The sequence below is a fragment of the Pseudomonas chlororaphis genome (assembly GCF_001921865.1).
Lineage (GTDB): Bacteria > Pseudomonadota > Gammaproteobacteria > Pseudomonadales > Pseudomonadaceae > Aquipseudomonas > Aquipseudomonas chlororaphis_D.
In genome coordinates, this window is sequence record NZ_MSCT01000018.1 from 121,867 (window position 1) to 138,199 (window position 16,333).

16 protein-coding genes and 1 tRNA gene are annotated in these 16,333 nt (G+C 67.2%); 6 read left to right on the plus strand and 11 right to left on the minus strand.

From position 1 onward, the window contains the following. Window position 1: 1 nt before the first annotated feature. Complete coding sequence (locus BTN82_RS19480) at window positions 2-1,429, minus strand: MFS transporter (RefSeq protein ID WP_075120864.1); 1,428 nt, start codon at window positions 1,427-1,429, stop codon at window positions 2-4. A gap of 150 nt (window positions 1,430-1,579) precedes the next feature. On the opposite strand from BTN82_RS19480, the gene BTN82_RS19485 reads away from it, so the two are divergent. Continuing rightward, window positions 1,580-2,470 (plus strand): LysR family transcriptional regulator, encoded by an 891-nt coding sequence (locus BTN82_RS19485; protein ID WP_075120733.1) that lies wholly within the window; start codon window positions 1,580-1,582, stop codon window positions 2,468-2,470. A gap of 37 nt (window positions 2,471-2,507) precedes the next feature. On the opposite strand, the gene BTN82_RS19490 is transcribed toward BTN82_RS19485, so the two are convergent. Continuing rightward, the gene (locus BTN82_RS19490; RefSeq protein WP_075120734.1) at window positions 2,508-4,163 is read right to left on the minus strand and encodes a hybrid sensor histidine kinase/response regulator; all 1,656 of its coding nucleotides are present in this window, start codon (window positions 4,161-4,163) and stop codon (window positions 2,508-2,510) included. 114 nt (window positions 4,164-4,277) lie between these two features. Here BTN82_RS19490 and BTN82_RS19495 point away from each other — a divergent pair, with 114 nt between their 5' ends. After that, window positions 4,278-4,886, plus strand: a complete 609-nt coding sequence (locus BTN82_RS19495) for a LuxR C-terminal-related transcriptional regulator (RefSeq protein ID WP_075120735.1) — start codon at window positions 4,278-4,280, stop codon at window positions 4,884-4,886. Between the two features lie 106 nt (window positions 4,887-4,992). Then, a complete protein-coding gene (locus BTN82_RS19500) occupies window positions 4,993-5,655 on the plus strand; it encodes a glutathione S-transferase family protein (protein WP_075120736.1) in 663 nt (220 codons plus the stop codon). A gap of 113 nt (window positions 5,656-5,768) precedes the next feature. On the opposite strand, the gene BTN82_RS19505 is transcribed toward BTN82_RS19500, so the two are convergent. Further along, window positions 5,769-5,843 (minus strand) — tRNA-Gln (locus tag BTN82_RS19505). 368 nt (window positions 5,844-6,211) lie between these two features. Here BTN82_RS19505 and BTN82_RS19510 point away from each other — a divergent pair. Both BTN82_RS19510 and BTN82_RS19515 read left to right on the plus strand, forming a co-directional pair. Next, complete coding sequence (locus BTN82_RS19510) at window positions 6,212-7,924, plus strand: amidase (protein ID WP_075120737.1); 1,713 nt, start codon at window positions 6,212-6,214, stop codon at window positions 7,922-7,924. Between the two features lie 162 nt (window positions 7,925-8,086). Next, window positions 8,087-9,265 (plus strand): hypothetical protein, encoded by a 1,179-nt coding sequence (locus BTN82_RS19515; protein ID WP_075120738.1) that lies wholly within the window; start codon window positions 8,087-8,089, stop codon window positions 9,263-9,265. Here the strand turns inward: BTN82_RS19515 and BTN82_RS19520 are convergent. From BTN82_RS19520 to BTN82_RS19540, 5 genes are all read right to left on the minus strand, one after another. Next, entirely contained in the window at window positions 9,251-9,976 is a 726-nt protein-coding gene (locus BTN82_RS19520) for a type 1 glutamine amidotransferase (protein WP_075120739.1), read from the minus strand. The two genes, BTN82_RS19515 and BTN82_RS19520, sit on opposite strands and share 15 nt — an antisense overlap. A 110-nt stretch (window positions 9,977-10,086) precedes the next feature. Next, entirely contained in the window at window positions 10,087-10,578 is a 492-nt protein-coding gene (locus tag BTN82_RS19525; protein ID WP_075120740.1) for a GNAT family N-acetyltransferase, read from the minus strand. A gap of 225 nt (window positions 10,579-10,803) precedes the next feature. After that, window positions 10,804-11,289 carry a YybH family protein gene (locus tag BTN82_RS19530; RefSeq protein WP_075120741.1) on the minus strand — a complete coding sequence of 162 codons (486 nt, stop codon included), beginning with the start codon at window positions 11,287-11,289 and terminating at the stop codon, window positions 10,804-10,806. 16 nt (window positions 11,290-11,305) lie between these two features. After that, window positions 11,306-12,280, minus strand: a complete 975-nt coding sequence (locus BTN82_RS19535; protein ID WP_075120742.1) for a zinc-binding dehydrogenase — start codon at window positions 12,278-12,280, stop codon at window positions 11,306-11,308. 48 nt (window positions 12,281-12,328) lie between these two features. Continuing rightward, the gene (locus tag BTN82_RS19540) at window positions 12,329-12,706 is read right to left on the minus strand and encodes a YybH family protein (RefSeq protein ID WP_075120743.1); all 378 of its coding nucleotides are present in this window, start codon (window positions 12,704-12,706) and stop codon (window positions 12,329-12,331) included. Between the two features lie 125 nt (window positions 12,707-12,831). On the opposite strand from BTN82_RS19540, the gene BTN82_RS19545 reads away from it, so the two are divergent. Then, window positions 12,832-13,728 carry a LysR family transcriptional regulator gene (locus BTN82_RS19545; protein ID WP_075120744.1) on the plus strand — a complete coding sequence of 299 codons (897 nt, stop codon included), beginning with the start codon at window positions 12,832-12,834 and terminating at the stop codon, window positions 13,726-13,728. Between the two features lie 38 nt (window positions 13,729-13,766). Here BTN82_RS19545 and BTN82_RS19550 read toward each other — a convergent pair whose 3' ends face one another. The 3 genes from BTN82_RS19550 to BTN82_RS19560 all read right to left on the minus strand — a co-directional run bounded on the left by BTN82_RS19550 (window position 13,767) and on the right by BTN82_RS19560 (window position 16,237). Next, entirely contained in the window at window positions 13,767-14,552 is a 786-nt protein-coding gene (locus BTN82_RS19550; protein ID WP_075120865.1) for a PhzF family phenazine biosynthesis protein, read from the minus strand. 16 nt (window positions 14,553-14,568) lie between these two features. After that, window positions 14,569-15,273 (minus strand): transcriptional regulator, encoded by a 705-nt coding sequence (locus tag BTN82_RS19555; RefSeq protein WP_075120745.1) that lies wholly within the window; start codon window positions 15,271-15,273, stop codon window positions 14,569-14,571. 85 nt (window positions 15,274-15,358) lie between these two features. Next, complete coding sequence (locus tag BTN82_RS19560) at window positions 15,359-16,237, minus strand: LysR family transcriptional regulator (protein WP_075120746.1); 879 nt, start codon at window positions 16,235-16,237, stop codon at window positions 15,359-15,361. Window positions 16,238-16,333 lie beyond the last annotated feature (96 nt).

Below are 16,333 nucleotides of genomic sequence, written 5' to 3' on the forward strand. Positions count from 1 at the left end.
CCTACAAGGGGCTTGCCATGGGCCGCCAGAATCGCTGGCAAGCCAGAGCGGCCAGCAGTGCCGTGGCGATCAACCCCGCGGCCACGGCGAAGGTGACCTGCATCCCGCCGGCCACCGCTTCGGCGCTCGCCGTGGCCAGGTCGCCGGTCGTCGCGGCGAACACCGCGCCCATCAGCGAGGCGCCGGAGATCAGCCCGAGGTTGCGCGACAGGTTGAGCATGCCGGAGATCACCCCGCGCTGGGCCGCCCCCACGTCGCTCATCACCGCGGTGTTGTTGGCGGTCTGGAACGTCGCGTAGCCCAGGGTGGTGACGACGATGGACGCCAGGTAAGCGCCCAGGCCCAAGCCTGTCGGCAGCAGCGCCAGCGACAGGCAGCCGACGAGCATGGCGCCGAGGCCGGCGAGGATCATCGGCCGCGCGCCAAGACGATCGGCGACGCGCCCGGCCGGCACCCCGGTCAGCGCCGAGACACAAGGCCCGAGCGACATCGCCAGGCCCACCGCCAAGGCGCTCAGCCCCAGGCCGTGGGCCAGGTAAAAGGGCCCGACCACGAACGTCACCATGATCACCGTCGACACCAGCGCGCTGGTGGCCAGGCTGGTGCTCAAGGCCCCATCGCGAAACAGCGCCAGGCGAATCAGCGGCGCGGCCACCCGCCCCTCCACCCGGACGAACAAACCGACGCCCACCAGCGCCGCCAGCAGCAACCCGCAATTGAGCAGGCCGAAATGCCCACGGCCCAGGGTCATGGCCAGCCCGTAGGCCAGCAGGCTGAGAACCAGCAATACGGTGCCCAGCGGATCGAACGCGCCGCGCACCCAGGACAGCGCCTGTCGATCGCCCGGCACATACCGGTAGCCCAGCGCCCAGGCCAACCCGCCCAGCGGCACGCAGACCAGGAACATGGCCTGCCAGCCGAACCCGGCGATCAGCACCCCGCCCAGCGACGGGCCGAGGGCCGTGCCCACCGCCGACAAGGTGCCCAGCAAGCCCATGGCGCTACCGGTGCGGGCCTGGCTCACCGTCTCGCCGACCAGCGCCAGGGTCAGCGCCATCATGATCGCCGCGCCACCGCCCTGCAGCGCCCGCGCGGCAATCAGCGTGCCCAGGGTCGGGGCCAGGGCGCAGAGCAGCGAGGCCAGGGTGAACAGCGCCAGGCCGGCCAGCAACAGGCGCCGGCGCCCCAACAGATCGCCGAGGCGGCCGACGCTGACAATCAGCGCGGTAATCGTCAGCAGGTAGGCCAGGACCACCCACTGCACCTGCTGGAAGCTCGCGCCGAACGCCAGCACCAGGGTCGGCAGGCCGACATTGGCGATGCTGGTGCCCAGCGACGCCAGCAGCATCGACAGCGCCAGGCTGGCCAGCGCTCCGCCCTGGGACAGCGACCGTGGAGCGGTTTCGGGGGATGGGGCATTGTCGCTGATGTTCACTGGGGATTTCCTCGCAGCCGGCGCGATATGGCGCTGTCGCCAATCTAGCGCGCGACATAACATGGCGGAAGGCGCAGCATTTGCAGGTTATTCATGCGCCTGACGCCATCTCAATGTCCTCTCATTTCATTCGGGGCCGCCGCCATGTCCATACCCGACCTCAATTTGCTGGTCACCCTCGATGTGCTGCTCGCCGAAGGCAGTGTGGCGCGCGCCGCGCAACGCCTGCGGCTGAGCCCCTCGGCGATGAGCCGGGCCCTGGCGCGCCTGCGGGAAACCACCGGCGACCCGTTGCTGGTGCGCGCCGGCCGCGGCCTGGTGCCGACGCCGCGCGCCCTGGAGTTGCGCGAGCGGGTCGGCCCTCTGGTGCGGGACGCCGAAGCCATGCTGCGCCCCGCCGAACGGCTCGACCTGCGGCACCTGGTTCGCACCTTCGCCTTGCGCGGCAGCGACGGCTTCGTCGAGAACTTCGGCCCCGCGCTGGTCGCCCGCCTGCGCGCCGAAGCCCCCGGCGCGCGCCTGCATTTCATCCAGAAAACCAACCGCGACAGCACGCCCCTGCGCGACGGCACGGTCGACCTCGACACCGGCGTGGTGGACCCCGGCACCAGCCCGGAAATCCATACCCGGGCGCTGTTCCGCGACCGCTTCATCGGCGTGGTGCGCCACGACCACCCGCTGGCCAGCGGCCCGATCGGCGCCGCCCGCTATGCCGCCGGCCTGCATGTGCTGGTCTCGCGCCAGGGCCACGACCGCGGGGTGGTGGACGAAGCGTTGCAGGCGCTTGGCCTGACGCGCGAGATCGCCGCCATCGTCGGCGGTTTCTGCGCCGCCCTGGCGCTGGTGCGCGCGTCCGACCTGATCGCCGCCGTGCCGGAACGCTACACCCACAACCTGCGCCACGACCTGCACAGCTTCGCCCTGCCGGTGACGACAGAGGACATCACCGTGTCCATGCTCTGGCACCCGCGGATGAACGCCGACCCGGCGCACAGATGGCTACGCGCTTGTGTCCGGGAAGTGTGCGGGCCGTGAAGAGCGTCCGCCTCGGCAGGCGCTGAGGCCCGTGCCCTCAGGCCTCGGGCACGACCCCGGGCAGCGCCTCGGACAGCGGCACCAGCCTCGGCTGCTCGCGCAGCGCCCGCAGGCTGGCCCGCAGCTCGGCCGGGCGCACCGGCTTGGAGAGGATGGCGATGTTGCGGTCGTGCAGCGCGGCCTGGATCTTCTCCACTTCATGCCCCGTGAGGATCAGCGCCGGCACCGCCCAACCGCGTTGCCGGCGCAGGCTGTCGATGCATTCGATACCCGTGGCGTGGTTGCCCAGGTCGTAGTCGGCGACGATCACGTCGCAGTCGCTGACCAGGTCCTGGCCGCTGGCTTCGGCCTGGACCACGCAGCCCCAGCGTTCGAGCAAGGCCGAGGTGGCCAGCAGCACGTTGCGGTCGTCCTCCACCAGGCACACCTTCAAGCCGGTCAACAGGCCGGCCTGGCGGGCCTCGTCGCGCGCGATCGGCTGCTGCTGCGGCGGCGCCGCCAGCGGCAGCGGGTACAGGCTGACCGCCGTGCCGCGGCCAAGCCGCGAACGGATTGCCACCTCCAACCCCGTCAACTGGCACAGGCGCTTGACGATGGACAAGCCCAGGCCCACGCCTTCGACGTCCTTGTCCCGCAGCTGGCGCACCCGGTAGAACTCCTCGAACAGGTTCGGCAGGTGTTCTTCGGCAATCCCGCGGCCCCGGTCGTAAATGACGATGGCCAGCCCCGCGCCGCGCTTGCGCACGCCGATCAGCACCGGGCGCTGCGCGGCGTACTTGAAACAGTTGGACAGCACGTTCTGGACCATGGTGGCGAGCAGCGCCGGGTCCACCCGCACCCAGTGCGCGCAGGGCCGCAGGCGCAGCTCGACCCCGGCCCAGCGCGCGGCCTCGGCGTTCTGCCGCACCTGGTCGGCCAGGAACTCGCCCAGGTGCAGGGTCTGGAAACTGGGTTGCAGGCGCCCGTTGTCCAGGGTGTAGAGGTCGAGAATCGAGCGGAACAATTGCGCGACGTTGAGCAGCGAACGGTCGATGTTGTCCACCAGGCGCCGCTCCTCGTCGCCCAGGGGCGACTCGCGCAGGCAGGCGGTGAACAGGCCGATGGAGTGGATCGGCTGGCGCAGGTCGTGGCTGGCCTGGGCGAGAAACCGCGACTTTTCCAGGTTGGCGGCAATCGCCTCCTCCGAGGCCTTGCGCGTGCGTTCCAGCAACAGATGGGCATAGATCGGAATCACCGTGCTGGTGATCAGCAGCATCAGCACCATGAAGGGCTGCGCCTGCCACAGCGGCGTCAGGTGATAGACGATGACCAGCGCCAGCAACGCCAGCGCGGTGGCGATCGCCAGGTAGCGCGAACCGAAGCGCATGCCGTTGCCCAGGTTGACCCAGACCATCACCGCATACAGCGGCAGCGCCGCTTCGCCGCCGATCACCAGGCCGAAACAGGTGCCGGTGTAGTCGTGGATCATGCCCAGGACACGCCGCGCCGGATAATGCCCGGGCCAGCGCACGATGGCCTGGCGCAGGACGATCGACAGCAGCACGAACAGGCCGATATAGATCAGGATCGGCAGGTAGGTCGCGACCTGCCGCCCGGGCAGAAAACCCAGCACGCCGATATAGGCCATTGCGCAACTGGCCACGATAATGCGCAGGTTGGCCTGGTCCAACTCGGTGTTTTTCTCGAACTTCATGGGGAACATCCTTGTGCGGCAGTCGTCATACCCAGCACGAACTCCAGGCAGTCAAGCCGCCCGCTGCTAAAGTAGCCGGCCTTTAAAAAAGCCCGACCCAGGGAGGGTCACTCTATGGCATGTCGGATCATCATAGCCGACGATCACCCGCTGTTTCGCGAAGGCATGTTGCGCACGGTGCAGCGTCTGCTGCCGGAATCGCTGATCGAGCAAGCCGGCGATTTGCAGGCGGTCCAGGCCCTGCTCGAGGGCGGCGCCGAGCTGGACACGCTGATCCTCGACCTGCGTTTTCCCGGCCTGACCTGCGTCAGCCAGTTGGCCGCGCTGCGCCGGCAACTGCCGCGCACCACCCTGATCGTGGTGTCGATGGTCGACGACCAGGCGCTGATCGCCGAGGTCATGGCCGCCGGCGCCGACGGTTTCATCGGCAAGAACATCGCCCCGGACGAGATCGGCGAGGCGGTCCTGGCCATCCGCGAAGGCGAGGTGCTGGTCAAGTTCGCGCCTTCGGGCCTGTTGCCCCTGGGCAGCGCCACGCCGTCCCTGACCGCGCGCCAGCACGAGGTGCTGCGCCTGATCGCCCAGGGCAAGACCAACAAGGAAATCGCCCGCGAACTGGCGATCTCGCCCTTCACCGTGCGTATCCATGTGTCGTCGCTGCTGCGCATCCTCAACGTGCCGTCGCGGGCCGCGGCGGCGGTGAAGTATTCGGGCGAGTCCTAGCCCGCCTCGTCGCCTGCCGGCGCGGCGGCGCCAAGGGCGGGCGATACTGCTGGGTATGCCTGCTCGCAGCTCGCGCGGGCCCACGCGCTCACCGAGGAAACCCAAGATGCCGCTGACCCTGTATTTCCACCCGCTGGCCTCGTTCTGCCACAAGGTGCTGATCGCCCTGTACGAACAGCGAGTCGAGTTCGAGAAGCAGATCGTCGACCTGTCCAACCCCACCGAGCGGGCAGCGCTGCAACGCCGGTGGCCGATCGGCAAGTTCCCGGTCCTGCGCGACCACGAGCGGCAACGCGACGTGCCGGAATCGAGCGTCATCGTCGAGTACCTGGACCATTTCCACGGCGGGCCGCAGCCGCTGATTCCCGGAGACTGGGACAGCGCGCTGGAAGTGCGGCTGTGGGATCGGTTCTTCGACCATTACCTTCAGGGGCCGGTGCAGCAGATCGTCGCCGACCGCCTGTTCGCCGCCCACGCCGACCTGACACAACAGCGGGCCCTGCTGCTGACCGCCTACGCCATGCTCGAACGCCAGTTGGCGTCGAGAACCTGGGTCGCCAGCCCGCAGTTCAGCCTGGCCGACTGCGCCGCCGCCCCGGCCCTGTTCTATGCCCGCACGCTGGTGGCGTTTCCCGAGGACTGTCGGCATTTGCCCGCCTATTTCGAGCGACTGGTACAGCGCCCGTCGTTCCGGCGGGTCATAGAAGAAGCCAAGCCCTACTTTGCCGGGTACCCGTTCGCCGAGGCCATCGAGCAGCGCTTTCGCTAGCCATCGGGCAGAGCATGGGCAGGTGGTCTTGCCGGAGGGCTACGCATGAAGAGAGGTCGCGCGCGTCGATGGCCTGGCGGCTTGAGCGTTACGCAGAAATGAGCAGGAAAAAATGGCAGGGGCGGCTGGATTCGAACCAACGCATGGCAGGATCAAAACCTGCTGCCTTACCGCTTGGCGACGCCCCTGTATCGGCTGTTGCTTGCGTGGATCGCGAGCCCTGGGCGGGTCGCTGCAAGAACGCGCGGAAATTTAACAACTTTTTCCCCGTCTGGGAAGCGGAAATTGCACAAATATGGTTTCAAAACAGCGACTTACTTTTTCCTGCCGCCCCTCCCCGGCTACCGGCGAGCGCTGCCGGGCGTTTAGCCAAGCCTCTGCCGGCGACTTGGTGCAAAATACCCCGCTCAGGTGGTAGCCCAGCCCTTGTCGCCTCCTGCGGCGCAACGAGAACCGATATGAAAAACCCTTGCGAGACCAGCGATGTGCCCACGTCCAGCCTCCAGCGCGATGGCAACCTTCACCCCTTCTCCCATCAGTCACCGGCGGTAAGCGCATGATCGAAGTCACCGAGGTTTCCATTGCCCAACTGCGCGCCGCCCTCGAAGCCGGCCGGACCACGGCGGTCGAACTGGTCCAGGCCTACCTCGCGCGGATCGACGCCTACGACGGCGCCGATACCCCCACCGCCCTGAATGCGCTCGTGGTGCGCAACCCGCAAGCGCTCGAGGAAGCCCGGGCCAGCGATGCCCGCCGGGCCAACGGCACCACCCTGGGCCCGCTCGACGGCATTCCCTACACCGCCAAGGACAGCTACCTGGTCAAGGGCCTCACCGCGGCCTCCGGCAGCCCGGCCTTCGCCCAGCTGATCGCCTATCGCGACGCCTTCACCATCGAACGCCTGCGCGGCGCCGGCGCCATCTGCCTGGGCAAGACCAACATGCCGCCCATGGCCAACGGCGGCATGCAGCGCGGGGTCTATGGCCGGGCGGAAAGCCCGTACAACGCCGACTACCTCACCGCGCCGTTCGCCTCGGGCTCCTCCAACGGCGCCGGCACCGCGACCGCCGCCAGCTTCGCCGCCTTCGGCCTGGCGGAAGAAACCTGGTCCAGCGGCCGCGGCCCGGCCTCGAACAATGGCCTGTGCGCCTACACCCCGTCGCGCGGGGTGATCTCGGTGCGCGGCAACTGGCCGCTGACCCCGACCATGGACGTGGTGGTGCCGTACGCCCGGACCATGGCCGACCTGCTCGAAGTGCTGGACATCGTCGTCGCCGAAGACCCGGACACCCGCGGCGACCTGTGGCGCCTGCAACCCTGGGTGCCGATTCCCGCTGTGGCCGCGGTGCGCCCCGCGTCCTACCCGGCCCTGGCGGCCAACGACGGCGCCCTGGCCGGCAAGCGCTTCGGCGTGCCGCGCATGTACATCAACGCCGACCCCGACGCCGGCACCAGCGAGGCGCCGGGCATCGGCGGCCCGACCGGGCAACGCATCCACACCCGGCCGTCGGTGATCGGCCTTTGGCAACAGGCGCGCCAGGCGCTGGAAGCCGCGGGCGCCGAAGTGCTCGAAGTGGACTTCCCGCTGGTCTCCAATTGCGAGGGCGACCGCCCCGGCGCGCCGACGGTGTTCAACCGCGGCCTGGTGTCCAAGGAGTTCCTCCACCATGAACTGTGGGACCTGACCGCCTGGGCCTTCGACGACTTCCTGCAAGCCAACGGCGACCCCAAGCTCAACCGCCTGGTGGACGTCGACGGCCCGCTGATCTTCCCCCACGACCCGGGTACCCTGCCCAACCGCGAGGGCGACCTGGCCGCGGGCATGGACGAGTACGTGAAGATGGCCGAGCGCGGCATCACCCCCTGGGACCGGATCGCCACCGTGCCCGACGGCCTGCGCGGCCTGGAGCGGACCCGCAAGCTCGACCTGGAAGACTGGATGGACCGGCTGCAGCTCGACGCGGTGATCTTCCCCACCGTGGCCGACGTCGGCCCGGCCAATGCCGATGTCGACCCGGCGTCCGCGGACATCGCCTGGAGCAACGGGGTCTGGGTCGCCAACGGCAACCTTGCCATCCGCCACCTGGGCGTGCCGACGGTCACCGTGCCGATGGGCGTCATGCCGGACATCGGCATGCCCGTCGGGCTGACCTTCGCCGGCCGCGCCTACGACGACACCTCGCTGCTGCGCCTGGCCGCGGCCTACGAGGCGACCGGCAGCCAGCGCCAGGTACCGCCACGCACCCCACCGCTGGTGGCTGGCCGCTAAGCACCCGGCGGGATCGGCGCGCCAGCGGCGCCGATCCCGCCTGTTCAGGGCGGGCCCGGGCAACCCGGGCCTGACGCGCCAACCTTGCCCCCGACCGACAACCAAAACGGTCTATACCTTCTCCCCATGGCTCGTTCTTCAACATGGACTGTGGGACACATCATGCCCGACGCTCAACCGACCGCCGCTCGCCCGCTCGTGGTCTACCTGGACAGCAGCGACTTCTCCGATCTCTCCAACCCTCAAGGCAACCGCGAACGGGCCCTGGCGATAAAAGGCCGGCTCGAAGCCTGGTCCGAGGCACGGCAGATCGAGATTCGCTACTCCATGACCCACATCATGGAAGCCCTTGCGGTCGATGAAAAAGCCCTGGAATTCGCGGGCCTGCGCCTCGCCTGCATCCAGGAACTCTGTGGGACGAAAGTGCTGATGGACGCGATTACCTTGATGACCCACGAACTGTCGTCGGTGGAGAACCCCCAGGTATTCGATGACGAGGGCGGCTGGTTTCCGCTGGCCGTCGTCGCCCACAAATGGCAAAGGGAGAACGCCGAGGGCACGGCCCTCAATCGCCAGGAAAGACGGCAACTCGCCGCCAAACTGCGGGCCTCCCGCCCAACATTCGACCTTGCAGCCTCGCTGGACGAACTGTCAGCCAGCTTCCCCTTCAAGCGCGAAAGCGCCGCCGACATTCTGAAAAACCCCTATGGTTTCGAGGTATTCCAACGGGCCTTGAACGATTCGCTGAAGGACTTGAACCACCTCTTCGCCTGGCATCGAGCACACTGGAACCGGTCGACCGAGTTCTCCGGTCTCCTGAGAGCGTCCGGGGCAGAACTCGGCAGCCTTGTCAGCGAGGGGGCCCAACAGGCAGGCGAACGTTATCGGGAACTCACCGAGCTGGGCATACCCGAGCAAGAAATCGACCAACGCATCCAGTCCCTCGCCAAGCAGGTCTGTGAGGAGGCGCCCCAGCGGCTGATCGACGCCTTCAGCGATGACCTGGCCCCTCGCGCCGCACCCATTCACGCCAGCCTGGACAAGACACCGGCCCTGTTCGTGCTATCGAAACTGGTGGCGCACCTCGTCAAGTCGTCCGTGTTGCCCAGGAAGCAGGCGCGAACGCCCAAGACCAGCGACCTGGGCGACGTGCTGCATGCCCTGTATCTGCCCTATGTCGATTTCTTCAGGGCCGATGCCGCCACGGCGCACGCCATCAACAACCAGCACTTCGGCTTGCCCGTCACCCTCGTGACCAGCCTGGACAAGCTGATCGAGGCCATAGAAAACCGCTTGCACGAGCGAGCCGCGCCACCCGGCCCTCGCTCAGCGCACGGATAGCCGATAGTCCGCCACCAGGGTGTCGAGGAAACCAAAGAGCTTGCGGTTCATTTCGGTGTAGTCGTTGGCCCGCAGCGCCTGCGGTTGCTGGACATACGGCCGGTCTTTCAGCGCCGCGAATTCGTGTGCAGACGCGGCGATAAGCAGCTCCACGACCTCGGGCGTGAACTCCATGTGGCACTGGAACCCATAGACCAGGCTCGCGTACTCGACGATCTGCCGCGGGCAGCCTGCGCTGTAGGCCAGCACCTTGGCGTCGGCGGTCAGACCCGGCATATCGCTGTGCCAGTGGCCCACCTCCAGCGCTTCGCCAAAAGGCGCGATCCCGGGGTGTTCCAGGCCGGCTTCGGTCAGCAGGATCGGGTACTGGCCGATCTCTTTTTCCGGGCTGCGCGCGCATTTCGCCCCCAGCGCCTCGCCGATCAGCTGGGCCCCCAGGCACACGCCCACCACGGCCTTGCCGGCGCGGATGGCGCGGACGATCAAGGCCTGTTCGGCCGCGGTGTCGAAGTGCGGGCACTCTTGTTGGGTGGTGGCTGGCGATTGCGGTCCGCCCAGGACCACCAGCAGGTCGATGCCTTCAACGGTCGAAGGCAAGGCATCGGACTCATACACCCGCGAGTAGCTCGCCGTATAGCCGCGCGCCTCGACCCAGGCTTCATAGGCGCCAGGGGCCTCGAATGCTTCGTGAACCACGAAATGAACGTTCATTGAAACGCCTCCAGTGCTGCCGGCATGACGGGCCAGGATTATGACACGCAAAATGCTATATGACACTTAGTGTCATTGGCAACCCTGGAAAGCTTCGATCAAGACGTGGATCAGAGTTCCATCACCATTTCGTGCCAGGCCATGCCGCCGTGGTCCGACGGCGACGGCCGTACGTAGCGGTAGCCCATGCGCTCGTACAGCGGCACATGGCGTTCCTTGCACATCAGGTGGATGGTCGCTTTGCCCTGCGCCCGCATGCGCGCGACGAACTCGTCCATCAACCGCCTGGAATAGCCCTTGCCCTGGTGGGCCGGGTCGACCACCACCGACATGATCACCACGTTCGGCGCCTCGGGCGCATGGCCCACCAGTTCCTTGAACGCCTCGTCGGACATCACCACCTCGAAGGCGCAACCGCTGTTGATGAAGCCGACGATTTCGCCGGCCTCCTCCAGCAGCAGGAAGCCTTGCGGGTACTGGGCGATGCGCGTGGCGATTTTCGCCTGGGTGGCCGCCTCGTCGCCCTCGTAGGCGGTGGACTCGATCTGGTAGCAACGGGCGGCATCGGACAATGCCGCGTGACGAAAGCCAAGGTTCGACATGGGAGTTCTGGTCCTGGAAAGCGCGGGGAGAAAAGCCCCCAGTCTAAAGAAAACCCGTGCCGGGGATACGGCAATCTGCTCAGGCGCCAGCGAACATCGCGGCTTGCGCGCCGCGAATAAAGCCGGCGCATCGCCACGGCGCTCACCCATGAAAAAACCGATGGCACCGGCCATCGGTTTTGCAACCGCCTCATGGCAACCGAACCTGGCCGCCGAGCCTGCCCCTCACGGCGTGCCTGGCGGGTTGGTGCTCGAGAAGATATAGCGGGCGAAGCGCCATTGACCGTCGGCCTCGCGGTGCAGCAGGAAAACTTCCTGATTACCTTCGCCGCTGGTTTTGCGCTCGCCCAGCAAGGTCTCGACCGTTCCGTTGGAGCGCGTGCGGGCAAACGCCCAGTCCGACGACAGCATCTGGATTTCGTCGACGCTGAAGCGCACGTCGAGCTTGATCGCCTTGAACACCTGGCGGTACGTCTCCCGCACCGCGTCGCGGCCTACGGCCGGCACATGATTCTGTGGCATGAACACGGCGTCGTCGGCATACAGGGCCATGACGCGGTCGAGGTCGGACGCGTTGAGCGCCGCCTCATACCGGTTCAGTTGTTGGGTGACCGCACTCTTGACCCGCTCTGGCGTCGAGGCTTGTTCAGCCTGGGACGTCAAGGGCAGCAACAGTGCGCCGAACAGCAATGCAGTCAGTCGATTACGCATGTCAGTCTCCTTGGTTTCAAAGCACGACCACGAGTTTGCCGAGGGCGCGGTCGCTTTCCATCAAGCGATGGGCGCTGGGCACCTCGTCGAAAGCGAAGGTCCGGCTGAGGAGCGACGGAATGCGCTGGGCAGCCCGTTCCCCGGCCAGCCATGACAGCGGCGAGTCCTGCAACGGCATGGCCGGCGTTCCCAGCAGGCCGCTGGGGAAGAAACTCAAGCGCGTCGCGCCAGGCAAGTCCTGCATCAGGTGGAATTGCTCGAGTACCGGCGCGCCGCCCAGCAGGCCGATGACGCTCACCGCGCCGAAGGGACGCAGGGTCTTGAGCGTGTCGCGCAAGGTGCTGGCGCCGACCACTTCGAGGGCAGCGTCCACCTGTTGCCCAAGGCGCTGGGCAATATTGCCGTCGTCGACCACTACCTCGTCGGCGCCCGCCTGGTACAAGCCCTGGCTATTGGCGGCGCTGCGCGTGGTGGCGATCACCCGCAGGCCCCGCGCCTTGGCGTAGATGATCGCGGCCATGCCCACCGAGGAGGTCCCGCCGCGGACCAGCAGCGTCTGGCCGCGTTGAATGGCCAGGCTCTTGTCGAGCGCGCCCCATATCGTCAGGTACGCCTCCGGCAGCGTCGCCAGCTCCGCCCAGGACAGCGCGGTGTCGTCCAGGGCGATCACGTTGTTGCGTAGCACGGTCACCTGCTCCGCGTAACTGCCGTTGCGGCTGAACTGCATGCCGCCCATGGCGGTGGCGACGCGCTGGCCGACGCGCAGGGTGCCGGAAGGGTCGTGCAGCACTTCGCCGACGGCTTCGATACCGGGCACCCGCGGTGCGCTGATGGCGCCCATCTTGCCGGCGCGCAGGTAGGTTTCCGCGCGGTTGAGCCCGAACGCCCGGACGCGGATCTGCACTTCTTCCGCGCTGGGTTCAGGCGACGGGATATCGCGCATCTGCAAGACTTCCGGGCCGCCGGCCTGTTCGACTACATAAGCTTTCATGGTGGTTTCCTTGAATACGAGACGTTGGATTCGGGGTTGGATGCCGGCTTAAGCGCGCGGCTCGGAGGTGGCGAAGAGATAGCGATGGATCTTCCATTCGCCGTGCTCGCGGCGGAACACGAACAGCTCGTTGTTGCCTTCGGCGACTTCCAGGTTGGCGGCGATGATCCGCGTACGGCCCGCCGAAGAGGTGCGGACCCAGGCCCAGTCGCCGGCTTCCTCGATCTCGTGGATCTGGAACTGCACACTGAGCTGGATGCTGTTGAACACCTGCTCGTAGCCGGCGTACACCGCATCGCGGCCGACCAGGGCCGGGGCGTGCTGGGGCATGAAGACCGGATCGCTGCCGTACAGGCCCAGGATGCTGTCGATGTCGGCGCTGTTGAGGGCGGTCTGGTAGGCGTCAAGAACGGATTGAATAGTCATGTCGAAGCTCCAAGTGGATGTTTCAGGCTTGCCGTTCGAGCAAGTGAGTCCACTATCGCCTTATCCAATCTGGTAGATAAGCCATGAAAAAGATAAGCTTTCTCTCAAAAATGAGAGGATCAATCATGGACTTCAATGCCGCGCGGATGTTCGTCGGGGTGGCGCAGGCCGGCAGTCTGTCGGCCGCGGCGGAGCGCCTGGATATTCCGCTGCCGACCTTGAGCCGGCGCATCCGCGAACTTGAACAGCAATTGCAGGTGCAGTTGTTCGAGCGCTCGGTGCGCGGAACCCGGCTGACGGATTCGGGCACGCGCCTGTACGAGCACGCCAGCCGTGGCGTCGAAGCGCTATTGGAAGGGGAACAAGCGGTGGTCAGCGACCAGGCCCGGCTGAAAGGCCGCCTGCGGCTGTCGCTGCCACCCTCGTTCGAGCCCTGGTGGGAAGTGCTGGCGGCGTTCCAGCGCCGTTACCCGGAAATCCAGGTCAGCGTCCACACCACCGAGCGCCGTATCGACCTGATCGAAGACGGCGTCGATGTGGCGCTGCGCGTCGGCGCTATCGCCCACGAGACCATGATCGCGCGGCGGATGCTGGCCTACCGGCACATCCTAGTGGCCAGCCCGCTGCTGATCGAGCGCCTGGGCCTGCCGAACACCGTCGACGCCCTGTACGGCTATCCCGCCGCGACCTGGAGCAAAGGCTCCAGCGCGACCTGGCTGCTCGGGGAACGGGCCTTTACGCCCGAGGCGATGCTCTCGACCAACGACTATGCCCACCTGCGCAGCCGCGCCCTGTCCGGCGATGCCATCACCGAGCTGCCGCCGTTCATGGCCGCGGAGGGCCTGCGAGAAGGCAAACTACTGGCCCTGCTGCCCGACCATCCGTTGCCGGAACAGCAGATCAACCTGCTCTACCCGTCCCATCGCCATCCCTCGGCAATCGTGCGGGCCTACCTGGATTTTGCCCAGGCCTACCTGCAGTTCCTGGCGCAGGCGTCGCTGCTGGACGCCTCTTCGCCCTGAGCCGCCGTCGCCCGGCAAGCGCCGGGCGGCATCCGGTTTCAGATAAAGATCGTACCGCGCAGATAGAGCGCGCCCTGGCCGCTGATCAGCACCCGGCCGTTGTCCAGCACCTCGCACCACAGCTGGCCCTTGCGCGCCCCGCCCTGCTCCGCGCTCAGGCGGTTCTTGCCCAGGCGCCCGGCCCAGTACGGGGCCAGGGAGGTGTGGGCCGAGCCGGTGACCGGGTCTTCGTTGACGCCAACGTTCGGGCCGAACCAGCGGGAGACGAAATCGACCTCCCGGCCCGGCGCGGTGACGGCGATGCCTCGCACGTCGAAGCGAGCCAGGGCGGCGAAGTCGGGCTTGAGCCCGGCGACGGTCGCGGCGTCCTCGACCACCAGCAAGTAGTCGTCGGTGCGGTACAAGGCTTCGGCGCGCGGCAGGCCGAGGGCCTGCAACAGGCTCGGCGGAATCGGCTCGGCCACCGGCTGCCTGGCCGGGAAGTCCATGCTCAGGCGCTCGCCGTCGCGGCGCACCCGCAGCTCGCCGCTGCGGGTACTGAAGCGCAGCACTGCGCTGGGCTCGTGCAGTTGCTCGAACAACACCCAGGCCGCGGCCAGGGTGGCGTGGCCGCACAGGTCGACCTCCACGGTCGGGGTGAACCAGCGCAACTCGAAGACCTCGCCGCTGCGCACGAAGTAGGCGGTTTCCGAGAGGTTGTTCTCTTCGGCGATGCGCTGCAGCGTGGCGTCGGGCAGCCAGGCCTCCAGCGGGCAGACCGCCGCCGGGTTGCCGCCAAAGGACGTGGCGGAAAAGGCATCCACCTGAAAGATATCGAGCTGCATCGAGGTCATTCTGGGTTCACTCTGCTGGGTTGGCGTGGTCGGTGGCCCGGATCTGGTCCAGGTAGTTGTAGACGGTGTAGCGGGTGACCCCGAGGGCCGCGGCGGCCTTCTCGATGCCGCCCTTGACGATGAACAGCCCGCGGTCCTGCATCTGCCGCACGGCGTCGAGTTTCTGGGGCTTTTTCATCAGCGCCGTACCGCCGGGGCAGGCGGCCTGGATGATCTGCGCCATCAACTGCTCCATGTCCTGGGGTTCATCGCTGCGCGGCTCGGGGGCGGCGGCCAGGCCCAGCAACTCGCCGAGGCAGGCATGGGCGGCGGCCAGGCCGCTGAGGTCGGCGTTGCTGCACAGGGTGGCGAAGGGCTGGCCGCCGCTATCGCGGTAGACCACCGTCGAACTGCGCAGCGGGCGCCCGTCGGGGGCCGTGGTCGGGTAGTTCGCCACCAGCAGCGGCTCGCTGCCGGAGCGGTCTTGCATGGCCCGGCGCACGGCGATGAAACCCAGGTCATCGCGCGGACCGCCGAGCACCGGGTCGCCGACCCGGCGGCCGGTGACATGGCCGTTGGCGATGGCGACGATGGACGACTCAGGCCGGCTCAGGTCGTGCAGGACGATTTCGACATGGCGGCCGACCACACTGGCGAGCAGGTCCAGGGTGCTGCGCAGCACCTTGAATACCAAGTGGCGTTCGGCGCGATGAGCGGGTTCGACGGAGGTCATGGCGGGGTTCGCGAAACGAAGAGTCCGCGAAAAATATCAACACATCATTGAATATTCAACTTTATGTTGATATTTGCCCCCCGCTTCAGCCTGGCGCCACCGCGCCGAGCAACCATTCCTTGAACGCCAGCATGGCCGGGCTCTGCGCCCGCGACTGCAAGCGCGTCAGCCAGTAGCTGCCGGTGCTGATGCCCACCGCGAACGGCTGCACGATGCTGCCGGCCTGCAGCTGCCGGGCGAACATCAGCGGCGGCGCCAGGGCCACGCCCATGCCTTGCTGCGCGGCTTCCATCATGCCCAGCGAGGTGTCGAACACGATACTGCGCGACGGCAAGGCACTGGCCGGCAGGCCGGCGGCGCTGAACCACTCCGACCACTCGTCGGTGCGGTAAGAGCGCAGCAGGGTCTGGCCAAGCAGGTCGGCGGGGCTGTGCAGTTGCCGCGCCAGCTCCGGCACGCACAGCACCGACAGCGGCGCCTCCAGCAGTTGCACGGCATCGGTGCCGTGCCAGGCGCCGCTGCCGAAACGAATGGCGTAGTCCAGCCCTTCGGCGGCGACATCGACCCGGTTGTTGTGGGTCGACAGGCGCAGGTCGATAAACGGGTGGCGCGCCTGGAAGTCCTCCAGGCGCGGCAACAGCCAGCCCACGGCGAAGGTGCCGACGGCGCCTACGCTGAGCATTTCGCGGTAGTGCCCGCCCTCGAAACGGCCGAGGGTTGCGGCGATCCGGTCGAAACACTCGCGCAGCACCGGCAGCAGGGTTTCGCCTTCGCTGGTGAGCATCAGCCCCCGGGGCAGGCGCTTGAACAAAATGACGTTGAGCTGGGCCTCGAGGCTTTTCACCTGATGGCTGACCGCGGCCTGGGTCACGCACAGCTCGATGGCCGCGCGGGTAAAACTCAAATGCCGCGCCGAGGCTTCGAAGGCCCGCAGGGCATTCAGCGGCAGATGGGGTCGGATCATGGTGATTCCCTAGTTTTTCTAATGGCTCGTGCGAGATATCGTCGTTTGCCGATTCTTCGCCAGCCGCCTACATTGAGCCCCTTCGCGGCGCCCTGC